At 37.7% G+C, this 12902-nt stretch carries 8 protein-coding genes; 2 read left to right on the top strand and 6 right to left on the bottom strand.

Annotated elements, in window-relative coordinates; genetic code table 11:
- Window positions 1-27: 27 nt before the first annotated feature.
- Window positions 28-1407 carry an MFS transporter gene (locus BMY50_RS04445; RefSeq protein ID WP_093318999.1) on the bottom strand — a complete coding sequence of 460 codons (1380 nt, stop codon included), beginning with the start codon at window positions 1405-1407 and terminating at the stop codon, window positions 28-30.
- Between the two features lie 190 nt (window positions 1408-1597).
- On the opposite strand from BMY50_RS04445, the gene BMY50_RS04440 reads away from it, so the two are divergent.
- Together BMY50_RS04440 and BMY50_RS04435 are read left to right on the top strand one after the other, a co-directional pair.
- Window positions 1598-2266: an HAD family hydrolase gene (locus tag BMY50_RS04440; RefSeq protein WP_093323558.1), complete on the top strand. Its 669-nt coding sequence runs from the start codon at window positions 1598-1600 to the stop codon at window positions 2264-2266.
- Between the two features lie 263 nt (window positions 2267-2529).
- Entirely contained in the window at window positions 2530-2760 is a 231-nt protein-coding gene (locus BMY50_RS04435; RefSeq protein WP_093318994.1) for a hypothetical protein, read from the top strand.
- 135 nt (window positions 2761-2895) lie between these two features.
- On the opposite strand, the gene purL is transcribed toward BMY50_RS04435, so the two are convergent.
- The 5 genes from purL to BMY50_RS04410 all read right to left on the bottom strand — a co-directional run bounded on the left by purL (window position 2896) and on the right by BMY50_RS04410 (window position 12898).
- Window positions 2896-6555 carry a phosphoribosylformylglycinamidine synthase gene (purL, locus tag BMY50_RS04430; protein ID WP_093318990.1) on the bottom strand — a complete coding sequence of 1220 codons (3660 nt, stop codon included), beginning with the start codon at window positions 6553-6555 and terminating at the stop codon, window positions 2896-2898.
- A 113-nt stretch (window positions 6556-6668) separates the two neighbouring features.
- On the bottom strand, window positions 6669-8555 hold the full coding sequence (locus BMY50_RS04425) for a M1 family metallopeptidase (protein ID WP_093318986.1): 1887 nt from the start codon (window positions 8553-8555) through the stop codon (window positions 6669-6671).
- 12 nt (window positions 8556-8567) lie between these two features.
- Complete coding sequence (locus tag BMY50_RS04420) at window positions 8568-10436, bottom strand: M1 family metallopeptidase (RefSeq protein ID WP_093318982.1); 1869 nt, start codon at window positions 10434-10436, stop codon at window positions 8568-8570.
- A 233-nt stretch (window positions 10437-10669) separates the two neighbouring features.
- On the bottom strand, window positions 10670-12226 hold the full coding sequence (locus BMY50_RS04415; protein ID WP_093318976.1) for a sulfatase family protein: 1557 nt from the start codon (window positions 12224-12226) through the stop codon (window positions 10670-10672).
- 141 nt (window positions 12227-12367) lie between these two features.
- Window positions 12368-12898 carry an SRPBCC family protein gene (locus BMY50_RS04410; RefSeq protein WP_093318972.1) on the bottom strand — a complete coding sequence of 177 codons (531 nt, stop codon included), beginning with the start codon at window positions 12896-12898 and terminating at the stop codon, window positions 12368-12370.
- Window positions 12899-12902 lie beyond the last annotated feature (4 nt).

Raw genomic sequence — 12902 nt, 5'->3', positions numbered from 1 at the left:
TAGCTAATTATGCGAGACGTATATTCTTTAAACCGCCTTTAGATATTTGAAAATAAGTATTGCACAACAGAAAAGGCTACATGCCGAAATAATAGAACTGACGCTGATGGCATGGACTATTGCTGCGGAGCCTCCATTTGCCATAGCGCCGAATATTGCAACTCCGAGCGCTCCCGCAGCCTGCCGTGTAGTGTTTAATACTGCTGAAGCTGTGCCGGACCTCGTTTTTGTTACACTTGCCAGAATGCCGGTGGTCATGGCTGGCACAGCAAGTCCCATGCCAAGCGGAATAGTTATGAACGGGAAAAATAGTTGCCAATACTGCGTATCTGTGTCTGCAATTAAAAGTGCCGTAAAACCAATCAAAGCAATAGAAGTACCCAATAAAACGGGTAGGCGGATACCATAATGTGCCATTAATTTTCCACTTATTAGGTTGGAAACAATAAACCCCGCCGTTAATGGAATAAATGCAAGACCTGCATGTAATGATGAATATAGCAATACATCCTGTAAGTATAGGCTTAGCACAAATACAGTTCCGTAATAGGCATTATTTAAGATAATACCAAGTAAAATCAATACATTAAAATTTGCTGATCTAAATAAATCCAACGGTAGTATAGGAGCAATTGCCCTTTTTTCTGTAATGATAAACAAGCAAAACGTGATGACACTAAAAAGCAAACTACTGATGATAAAAGGATGTTTATAGCCTAAATCATGCCATTCAATAATAGCTCCTATGAAGGCTGTTAACGTAAACATCCATAAGAACTGACCAAGAATGTCAAATCCTTTATTCGGATGACGATCACTTTCATGTAAATGCCGACTTAATAAAAGTCCTCCGAGACAGATAGGGATATTGACGAGAAAAATCATTCGCCAGCTACTGATATGGATAAGTAAGCCACCCAAAATGGGGCCGGCGGCAATGGAAACACCACCCGCGGCCGTCCAAAGTGCTACTGCACGGGCACGTTGCTTTTTGTCATGCGAAAAGGTTTGATTTAAAATTGATAATGAGCTGGGAATCATAGTGGCTGCACCGACGCCTTGTAAAACACGGAAACATATCAAACTAGGAACGTTCCATGCATAACCACATCCTAATGAAGCTATTCCAAATACAAATAGGCCTAATTGAAAAATTTGTTTGGAGCCTAGTAAATCGCCCATACCGCCTGCTGACAGCATTAACACTGCAAAAGCAATAGTATAAGCGTCTACAATCCATTGTAATGCACTGATATCTGCGGAAAATGTTTGGGCAATTTGGGGAAGTGCTATATTGACTATTGATACGTCCAGTTGCGATACTACAAAGGCTAGACTTGTAGTACCAACAACAAAACCAAAAGAGGGTAATTTTTCTTTGGTTATGCAATCTGTTATTTCTTCCATGTATTCAAAGATATGTCTATTTAAACCGCTGTCCAAAATAATTTAAAAGGATTGGAGGGTCTTGAAAAACGAACTCTTTCCAGAATATTTTTTATTTTAGAAGAAAATCATTTGATATATAATTTTATTCAATTGGGCTTCATTATGTTGGTTGGAACAGCAAAAGCAAGCAATTTTAATAAAAGAATTTATGCAAACCATTAAGTTAGTTATTTTTGATTTAGACGGAACGCTTGCCAATACGCTTCCTTTGTGTATTCAAGCATTTAGACAATCTGTAGAGCCATTGATTAACCGATCTATTACAGATAGTGAGATTATTGCAACTTTTGGCCCTTCGGAAGAAGGCACTATTAAGCAATTAGCTCCGGATTATTATGATAGAGGTGTAGCCGATTATTTAAGCTTGTATGAGAACTTACATGAAATGTGTCCTGAACCTTTCGAAGGTATTCGGGACTTGCTTGAATGGCTGAATGAAAAGAAGTTTCCAATAGCGCTTGTTACTGGAAAAGGATTGTATAGCACAGAAATTTCGCTCAAACGTTTTGGTATCAGGCATTTTTTTCAACATATAGAAACAGGTTCATCAGTTGGGCCACGAAAAGTAGATGGTATTAAGGCTGTTATGTCTCATTACCCAAATATAAAAACGGAAGAGGTAATATATGTGGGCGATGCGCCTAGTGATATTGAGGCCTGTAAAATAGTAGGTATACCAATTGTTGCTGCAGCATGGGCTGAAACTGCAGAACCGAAGAAATTAATACCACTTGCACCAGAGCATATCTTTTTTCACCTTGAAGATTTTGTATACTGGTTGAAAAATGGCATCACTACCATATCGTTAAATCATTAAGCTGTTAATTTCCTAAATTGACGAGTATAGTACTTTAATTTTAAAAAGGTTGTGTGCTGTGGTGAAAGAGAATTGATTTTTCGATGTATGATGGGAAATGATAGGATAGTATCGGTTTTGAAAAGATTTATAAAACTACCTACTGAATGATTTGTTACGTTAATATGATTGTAATTATACAAAGGATGGATGACAAATTATTACTCAAGGATGGTATAGGCTCTACACATTTTAGATAATTGCAGAAAAATTAAGTAAAGGAAATGATGCTTTCTAATAAAAATAGCAAAATTAACATAGATGTGTCTGGCACTGGCAAAATAGAAACACTCGATGTGTTACGACAAGGAGATGTGTTTGTAGTTAATATAAAGGGAGACCAATTGTCCATTATACGAAAGGGTGGCAATGAATGGAGTTTAGTAAATGGAGTTGCTGATCAAGAAAGCGTTGATAATATTGGAGACGCACTAAAGAACTATTTTGGATTATAGAAACCTTATTGGAACACAGTATTAATCGGTTAGCTACGCGCATTGTTTAACTATAGTTTTTAGGTACAGATTAAATACTATATGTTGATAATAAACAAGAAGAGCCCTATTACTGTGTAGGACTCTTCTTGTTTATTATTGCTTTTCAATCCATTTTCTAGCATTTACGAATGCTTCTATCCATGGTGATACTTCATCCTTCCTTCCTTTTGGGTAATTGGCCCAGTGCCATTGGAAGAGCGAGCGTTCAATATGTGGCATCATCACTAAATGACGACCGCTTTCATCGCACAGCATCGCAGTGTTATAATCAGAGCCATTCGGATTGGCAGGATAGGTTTCATAACCATATTTAGCCACGATACGGTACTGATTTTCACTATACGGAAGTTGAAACTTTCCTTCTCCATGCGATATCCAGACACCTAAAGTGCACCCAGCAAGGCTTGATAACATGATTGAATTGTTTTCTTGTATGCTCAAAGATGTAAAACCACTTTCGTGCTTGTGACTCTCATTATGGAGCATTTTAGGTTTTTCTTGGTGATCGGGATTTATAAGACCCAATTCTACGAAAAGCTGACAACCATTACAAATACCAACAGACAAGGTATCCTTTCTATTAAAGAATTTTTCCAATGCTATGCGTGCTTTTTCATTGTAAAGAAAGGCACCTGCCCAGCCCTTTGCCGAGCCCAATACATCCGAATTAGAGAAACCACCTACAGCACCAATGAACTGAATATCTTCTAAGGTTTCTCTCCCGGAAATTAAATCAGTCATGTGTACGTCTTTTACATCAAACCCTGCTAAATACATAGCATTAGCAAGTTCCCTTTCAGAATTACTTCCCTTTTCTCGAATAATAGCTGCTTTTGGCCTTGGTTTACTATTATCTATTACGGGTTTTTTTCCATTAAAGTGATTTGGAAATGTATATTTCAGAACATGGTGTTTATAATGTTCAAAACGTTCTTTTGCTTTTGTTTGCCCGCTTTGTTTTTGATCTAACAAATAAGATGTTCTGAACCAAGTATCACGTAGATGATCAATATCAAAGTTAAAAGTTTCTACATTATTTTTTAATTGAAGGCTGGCGCGATTGGTCACCTCTCCAATTTTATGAAATACTAGGCCTTTTGCAGTAAGTATATCCGCTACGTTGTTATCTGCTTGAAATACCAAGCCAATATTCTCTGAAAATAATACTTTAATAGTGTCTTCTTCTCCTAAGCCCGTTAGATCAATAGTAGCTCCCAAATCACGATCTGCAAAACACATTTCTAAGAGCGTAGTAATCAAACCTCCACTGCCAATATCGTGACCCGCCTGAATACGGCCAGATTTTATAAGTTCCTGTATGGTATTAAATGTGTTTTTTAATTGAAGGGCGTCTAAAATATCTGGTGCCTCCGAGCCAATGCGATTAAGGATTTGAGCAAAGGAAGAGCCACCTAATTTATAGTCATCTGCTGATAAATTTATATAAAAAATGGAGCCTCCATCTTTTTGTAAAACAGGTTCTACCACTCCTCTGATATCATTACAATGCCCCCCAGCAGAAATAATAACCGTTCCCGGAGCTATTACTTCCTGATCTGAATATTTCTGCTTCATGGAAAGCGAGTCTTTTCCAGTAGGAATGTTAATTCCCAACGCGATTGAAAAATCAGAACATGCTTTTACTGCCTCATAAAGGCGGGCATCTTCACCTTCGTTTTTACATGCCCACATCCAATTGGCTGAGAGTGATACACTTTGTAAACCTTCGTTAAGAGGCGCCCATATAATATTAGATAAAGACTCCGCGATGGCGTTACGGCTGCCTGCCGCGGGATTAATTAACGCCGATAAGGGGGAGTGGCCTACTGATGTTGCAATCCCATCTTTACCTTGAAAATCAAGAGCCATTACACCACAGTTATTCAATGGTAATTGTAGCGGCCCTGTACATTGTTGCTTTGCGACACGACCGCCAACACAACGGTCAACTTTGTTTGTTAACCAATCCTTACAGGCTACAGCTTCTAATTGTAGTAACTGTTCCAGATAAATATTGAGATCTTGTATATTATAAGTTATCTCTTCATAAGTACGATTAATAGTCTTATCTTCCATCACCATCTTCGGGGAGCTGCCAAACATATCTTCCAAGGCAAGATTCATTGGAGCAGTTCCGTTTTTTTGAGAAGCAATGGTAAAACGATGATCACCGGTTACTTCCCCAACGGTATACATAGGAGCTCTTTCTCGATCAGCAATTTTCTTTAAAACATCGATATCCTGATCTCTAATTACAAGTCCCATTCGCTCCTGCGATTCATTACCAATAATTTCTTTAGCGGATAGGGTAGGGTCACCTACAGGAAGTTTATCCAGGTCAATTTTGCCTCCTGTACTTTCAACGAGTTCCGAAAGACAATTTAAATGTCCTCCAGCTCCATGATCATGTATAGAAACAATGGTATTATGATCACTTTCTACTAAGCCACGAACGGCATTTGCTGCCCGTTTCTGCATCTCAGGATTAGAACGTTGAATAGCATTTAACTCTATTCCGGAACCAAAGGCACCTGTATCTGCTGAGGAAACTGCAGCACCTCCCATACCAATTCTATAGTTTTCGCCACCAAGTACAACAATTTTATCACCTGAAGAAGGCTCTTGTTTTTTTGATTGATCGGCCTTTCCATATCCCACTCCACCTGCTAACATGATAACCTTATCAAAACCAAGTTTACGAGCATCTTCTTCGTGTTCAAAGGTAAGTACCGAACCTGTAATTAGCGGTTGCCCAAATTTATTACCAAAATCGGAGGCCCCATTAGAAGCTTTAATAAGAATGTCCATAGGCGTTTGATATAACCAAGGCCGTTCTTCCATTGCTTCTTCCCAAGGTCTATTTTTCTCTAGTCTAGAGAAGGAAGTCATATAAACGGCTGTACCTGCTAGAGGCAAGGATCCTTGACCTCCTGCCAGACGATCACGAATCTCTCCACCTGATCCTGTCGCGGCACCGTTGAAAGGTTCTACAGTGGTGGGGAAATTATGTGTTTCTGCTTTTAATGAGATAACTGAATCGAACTCTTTTACTTGATAATAATCTGGCTCATCAGCTCTTTTAGGTGCAAATTGCTGAACCTTTGGCCCCTTTATGAAGGCAACATTGTCTTTATAAGCGGAGACAATTGTGTTAGGGTTTTCCTCAGAAGTTTTACGAATTAATTTGAATAATGAAAGCTGCTTTTTGTCACCATCTATGATGAATGTGCCATTAAATATTTTATGGCGACAATGCTCGGAGTTTACTTGTGAAAAACCGAATACTTCTGAATCGGTAAGTTTTCGCCCCAGCTTCTTTGCAAGCTCATCAAGATACACTACTTCTTCTTCACTTAAGGATAGGCCTTCTTGTTTATTGTATACAGCAATATCCGCGATCTCTAAGATAGGGTCAGGCTGAATATTTATGGTGAATATTTCTTGATTTAGTATTGGATACTTTTGAAAAAGCATATGGTCATAGGCTTCAAAAGTTGATTCCACTGGTTGAAATTCTTCTATCCTTATAATACCAGAAATTGCCATGTTTTGCGTGATTTCTACGGCATTAGTACTCCAAGGAGTAACCATTGTTGCACGAGGGCCGATATAAAAGCTTGTCAATATGCTTTCTTGGAGTAATGATGAACCTCCGAATAACCAGTTTAGTTTAGCAATTTCTTCGGGGGTTAATAGTCGCTCTATTTGTAAAGCAAAAATGTTACGTTGAGGGGTTTGAAAGAAAAAAATCATGTTGTTCTTTAGAAGTCACAAATTTAGATAAAATTGCTTTTATATCCAATTAAATGAAACATATAAAAGCAATTTTTATAGCCCTTTTTATGGTTAAACTAAGCGATATTAGACTAATGTTTAGTCGCTGTCACGTCCTCGATCTGTTGAAAATTATCTGCCGGAGTTGCATCCATAAATATTCCGTTATCAAGCTCTACAGTGGCCATTTTTTTTTCACCAACAATGGAAAGGGAAATGTTGTTTGGAGATGACTGCCAAATTTTTGGAGAATGATGTTGCCTGCTCTGAGAACCATCCACATAATGAATAACTAAATCGAAGGGAATAGCAAATCCGCCTATATTCTCTATTACCACACTTTTATCTTGTATATCCTTAATTTTAAGGTCTATATAGTTATTACTAAAATACCAATTATTCCAGAACCAGTTTAATGATTGCTCCGTTGCAGCATTGATACAATAAAAGTAATCCCAAGGATTGGGATGCTTACCATTCCATATTTCTACATATTTTTGAAAGGCGATTTTAAATTTTTCTTTACCTAGTAAATCCTGTAAGGCTAGCAATGCTAAGGAAGATTTACTGTAGGCATTTGTACGATATGCACTTCCAGAGACTTGGGAAGATTGAGAAATGATAGACTGATCTTGTTCAGCAGAAGGATCTTTAATATAATCTTTAACACGATAGATTTTAAATATACTGTCGGCTTTCTCTTCTCCGTACAAACTTTTGCCAATCATGTATTCTGATATGGTTGCCCAGCCCTCATCCATGAAAGCGTAACGGGTTTCATTTATTCCCATATAAAAAGGAAAATAAGTGTGTGCTATTTCATGATTCTGTACCCGCATGGCATTATATGTATCAGGAATACTGATGTCATTAACCATCATCGGGAATTCCATGGCTGAAAAACCTTGAAATATAGTCATTTTACTATAAGGATAAGAAATAGCAGGCCATACTGTTGAGTACCAATTCAAAGTATAGTTATTCCATTTTACAGAATTAGGGTAATCTTCAGCATCGGGACCATAAGCTGCCTGTGTACTTGCTCTTCTTGCTGTCTTAGTGTCCACTATAGTACTACTTGCATCCCATTCATAGTGATTACTTACAGCAAAAGCTACATCAGGAATGTGTTGCGCCGTAAACCTCCATTGATTCCAATTATTTTGTTTGGTGATTTTGCCAGCGGCCATTTCTTCTCTAGAAGCGACCTTAATAACTTGTTCGTTTTGCATCGACTGCTTTAAGCGTTCAACAATGGGCGGTTGCAATACTTCATCTGGATTCTGAAATTCACCGGTAGCCCAAACAACATAATTGTTGGGTACAGTTACCTTTAAGTTATAATCATTGAAGTCATTGTAGAATTCCACCTGACCATTGTGTTGAAGCATATCCCAGCCATTATAATCATCGTATACCGCAATACGTGGGTAAGCATATGCAACAAAAAAGGTGGTGCTGTCAATCCGACCTTCTCGATCACTTTTTTTTGATAAGGGATAATCCCAATGAAGTAAAACGTCTACTTTACTACCTGGACGAAGTGCCTTTTTTAGTTGAATTGCAGCCACGGTACCCCATTCTTTTCCGTCTATATCGTAAATCTCACCATCAATTGCTAGTTTTCTTATTTGAAGTCCTCGTGTAATGAACCCCTCCTCTGGAATTGTATTTCTAAATGCCCCTTGCTTATGGACATTATTTACAAAATTGAAAACCAACTTGTTTAGTGTGTCAGGGCTGTTATTAGAATAAATGATTTTTTCTTCTCCATGAATGATGCCTGTTTTTGGATCCAATTGGATATTTAAATCATATTTTCCATGGTTTTGCCAATAATGTTGACCTGGCAAGCCATTTTCTGTTCGTGATCTTTTATTTATTGCTGCTCTGATATTTCTGGGTATGTAAAGATCTTGAGCTATTAAAGGGCAAGTATTTACTAGCCAAAGAAGGAGTAATAGGATATTCTTCTTCATTTTTTTATTCTTTTATTTTTTACTCCAACTATTGTTATTCGGTGTTGCATCCATGAAGAGTCTGCCGTCGACCTTTAAGGTTTTGATCGGTTTTTTATTTTTAAGAGAAACTATAGCCTTTTGGATGTCTGTTTTCCAAATAGAAGGGGATTGGTGAATGCTTCCCATATTTCCGTCTTCATATTCAATATGAATATCAAAAGGAATAGCAAAACCGCCTATATTTTGCAAGATTATCTTGTCGTTTTCTACGTTAGTAACGGTGAGATCAATATAATGGTTAGAAAAGAACCAATTCTGCCAAAACCAGTTTAAATCTTGACCCGCGCCGGTATTGATAGCATTAAAAAAATCCCATGGAATAGGGTGTTTACCATTCCACAGGTTCATATAGTGATGCAGCGCTTTTTTGAATAGCTCATCACCCAGTAAATCTTTTAACGCTAAGTAGGCCAAAGATGGTTTTCCGTACGCATTATGCCCATAGCCATAACCTGATACCTGTGATGACATGGTAATGATGGGTTGATCTTCTTCGGAGGATGAATTGGTGATGTAAGGACTTATTCGAAACTTTTTATAAAAGTCATCTGCTTGTTCTTTTCCGAATTCATCTATACCAATTAAATATTCAAGAGTGGTCGCCCATCCTTCGTCCATGTATGCATAACGTGTTTCATTAATACCCATATAAAAAGGGAAATAAGTATGTGCTACTTCATGATCTTGAATTAATCTAGCAAGTCGGAAATCATTAGGTACAGGTGTGTCATTTACCATCATGGGGAACTCCATATCGGCAAAGCCTTGAACGGCAGTCATTTTAGTATAAGGGTAGGGCACGCCTGGCCAATTGTTAGAAAACCAAGCTAACGCATAATTATTCCATTCAACAGAATGCTCAAAATCTTTAGCATTGCTGCTATATGCTGCCTGCGTACTAGCTCGTCGTTTTGTTTTACTATCGACCACAACGCTACTGGCATCCCATTGATAATGGTTACTAACTGCAAACGTGATGTCAGGTATGTTTTTAACATTAAATGCCCAAGTATTCCAATCTTTTGTGAGTGTCACTTGCCTCTTCCTCATTTCTTCTGTAGAGGCAATCTTAATTAGTTTATTACTTGTATAGGACTTCTTAAGACGTTTGACGATTGCCGGTTTTAATACTTGTTCTGGATTTAGGAAATCCCCAGTAGCCCAAACAACAAAATTTTTAGGGACTGATACGCGGAAGGAATAATCGTTAAAATCGTTGTAAAACTCCTGCCGTCCATTGTGAGGCAATATATCCCAACCATTATAGTCGTCGTAGACAGATACGCGCGGATAGGAGTAAGCCACGAAAAACGTTGTACTATCTATTTGTCCTTCGCGACCACTTTCTTTGGATAACGGGTATTCCCACTCGATATACAGTTTGGTTTGGCTTTTCGGTAGTAAAGGTTGTTTCAGTGTAATCTCTGCCTCTGTTCCCCAAGATTTGGCATCAATAGGGTATGTGTTGTTTCCGATGCGGAGTTGAAGGATATTTAATCCACTAGTTAAAAAATTTTCAGAAGCATTACTCGATCGAATAGCGCCAGGTTTATGAAGGTTATTGACAAAACGAATGACTATTTTGTGCAGTGTATCTGGACTATTATTGCTGTAATAAATATCTTCTTTGCCACTCACTAACTTACTTTGTGGGTCGACTTTAATATCCATATCATATTTTCCATGATTTTGCCAGTAATTTTCGCCGGGAGCACCGCTTTTAGCACGTGTTCCTTGTGCGAAGGCAGCTTTTATATTACGAGGTTGATAAAGTTCTTGTCCTTGACCGGTCTGTATAATTAAAAAAAATAATGTAGTGAATAAATAAAAGTAGTTCATACTTAAACGATGAAATGATCGAGGTGAATTTGACAACTAAGATAGAAAAAAGCACAATATTTACCAAAACACCTAAAGGAAAATGGTATTTAGAATATGCATTCAAAATTATTATCTGGCAGATCTTACTAAATAATGAAACATAACCTTAGAGGTCTTAAGATTCCATATGTTTTATACGCCTGAGATAATATGTCTTTTGTTATTTTAAAGATATAACCAATTATCAATAATTAAATTTGTTTGGATAAAACCGACGCAGCTTCTTCATCCTGATATTGCTTTATTAGCAAGTTAAGCTCCTTCTTAAGATCGTCTGTAAGTGTGTTGTACGCATCTTGCCCATATAAATTATGAAGTTCATGTGGATCGTGCTGAAGGTCATAGAGCTCCCAGGAATCTTTACCACCGTAAAATCGAATTAACTTATAACGTTCTGTACGTAAACCAAAATGTGGATAGACATGATGAGGTTGTGGGAATTCGTAATAATGATAATAACTTGCTTTCCTAGTAGTTACATTTTGACCATTTGCTTTAAGAACAGGTAAAAAAGATTTTCCTTGAATATCTTCAGGTACTTTTACTCCAGCGATTTCAAGTAGTGTAGGTGCCCAATCAATATTTAGGACATGCTGATCGATATTTGTACCCGCTTGGACAACGCCCGGATAGCGAATCACAAATGGCGTACGTAAGGATTCTTCATAAATAAAACGTTTGTCAAACCAACCATGTTCGCCTAAATAAAAACCCTGATCGGAGCCATAAATTACAATAGTATTTTCCGCTAAGCCATTTTGATCTAAATAATCCAGCAATTTGCCAATATTGCGATCCAATCCGTTTGCGGTTGCCAAATAATCTTTAAGGTAACGCTGATATTTCCATTCAACAAGAGATTTGCCACTTAGTTTTTTACTGTCAAAATCTTTACTGATTTTGTTTTCGTAATAGTCGGTGAATACTTTTTTCTGTTCTGGAGTAAAACGATTATAGATGCCATTTTTTTCATAATCGGCATGCACCTTTAAGTCCTCTTTCAAACGCATCGTTTTGTCAACGGTCATATCTTGGTCGGCGGCAGCCTGTCTTCCTTCATACTTATCATAAAAAGTTTCAGGAATGGGTAGGTCTTTGTCATCATAGGCACCTAAGTCTTGTAAGTCCGGTAGCCATTCCCGGTGCGTGGCTTTTTCTCCTACTACCAAAAAGAACGGCTCACCTTCTTTACGTTTATCTAACCATGTGGTGGCTAGCTCCGTAATAATATTTGATACATATCCTTCGATATGTATTGTATCATTCTCCTGATTGATGAAATCAGGGTTATAGTAATGCCCTTGGCCAGGAAGAATATTCCAGTAATCAAAGGCATTGCCTGGAAGCGTGCCAAGATGCCATTTGCCAATCCAAGCGGTTTGATAACCGCCCTCTTTTAACAGCCGGGTAAAAAGCTGTTGATTAACATCAAATTTGCCTTCGTTTCCTTTATAGCCATTTTTATGACTATATTTTCCTGTAAGTAAGCTTGCCCTACTGGGACCACATATTGAATTTGTTACTAGAAAATTCTTAAAAATAGCTCCTTCTTGAGCTATACGATCAATATTCGGTGTTTTTGCGATTTTATTGCCGTAAGCACCGATCGCCTGATAAGCATGATCGTCAGAAAAAATGAATATGATATTAGGCTTTTTGTGTTTCTTCTTCTGATTAGCGGACTGTTGGCAGGAGTACATTCCTATTGCTAAACATGTGGTAAGAATAAATAGAAGTGGTTTATTCATAAGTTATTGCCTTTTGATCAGTATGATGTGTCCATATCGACGTGCCTACCGCTATAAGTTCTAAAGATAGTGATACTATCCTAAAATATGCAAATAATCCAAAGTAAATATTAATTCTTTAAGCTTTATTTGCTTCTAATATTATTTTGAAAATAGCGTGCCATATTCCTTTTCCATTTTGTTGTGAACTTCCCAAAAGCCATCGGGTATGCGGTCATTTAAATGAGCATCTAAAATTCCCAAATGCGTGTGCCACCCGCTTGCAATACTAATGCGCGTATCTATTTTATCTTCTATCTTACGGTGAGTCAGGATTAAAAGTATTAAATTATTTTCCTGTTCGCTTAATTCAAAGGTCACTTCAGAATGGTCTCCCCAAGTAAAGCTCAGCAGCCTAGGAGGGAAGCAGGCAATTACCTCTCCAGAAATGCTATCTCCCGTCTCATAGCACTTGTATTTAGCTGGGGGTGTTTCTTTATGGGGTGAGAGATCTGCATGGAAAAAATGTAACTCCACTTTACCTCCAACATATAATTCCATACTGCCTTTTGCTAACCATTTACCTCTTTTTTCGGAATCGGTTAAATATGACCACACTTTTTCGATAGATCCAGGTAATAATCGCTTAAAACGCAATGTGCCTGGTGCAATAATTTCTCCTTGATTATTCATAATC

The sequence above is a fragment of the Olivibacter domesticus genome, from assembly GCF_900109575.1.
Taxonomy (GTDB): domain Bacteria; phylum Bacteroidota; class Bacteroidia; order Sphingobacteriales; family Sphingobacteriaceae; genus Olivibacter; species Olivibacter domesticus.
Note: the sequence above shows the minus strand (reverse complement) of the source record. Positions and strands in the feature narration are given on the sequence as shown.

Bases quoted from the DNA above. Each gene is read 5' to 3' on its own strand.
- BMY50_RS04410 (WP_093318972.1), bottom strand. From the start codon at position 12,898: ATGAATAATCAAGGAGAAATTATTGCACCAGGCACATTGCGTTTTAAG.
- BMY50_RS04415 (WP_093318976.1), bottom strand. From the start codon at position 12,226: ATGAATAAACCACTTCTATTTATTCTTACCACATGTTTAGCAATAGGA.
- BMY50_RS04420 (WP_093318982.1), bottom strand. From the start codon at position 10,436: ATGAACTACTTTTATTTATTCACTACATTATTTTTTTTAATTATACAG.
- purL (WP_093318990.1), bottom strand. From the start codon at position 6,555: ATGATTTTTTTCTTTCAAACCCCTCAACGTAACATTTTTGCTTTACAA.
- BMY50_RS04435 (WP_093318994.1), top strand. From the start codon at position 2,530: ATGATGCTTTCTAATAAAAATAGCAAAATTAACATAGATGTGTCTGGC.
- BMY50_RS04440 (WP_093323558.1), top strand. From the start codon at position 1,598: ATGCAAACCATTAAGTTAGTTATTTTTGATTTAGACGGAACGCTTGCC.
- BMY50_RS04445 (WP_093318999.1), bottom strand. From the start codon at position 1,407: ATGGAAGAAATAACAGATTGCATAACCAAAGAAAAATTACCCTCTTTT.
- BMY50_RS04425 (WP_093318986.1), bottom strand. From the start codon at position 8,555: ATGAAGAAGAATATCCTATTACTCCTTCTTTGGCTAGTAAATACTTGC.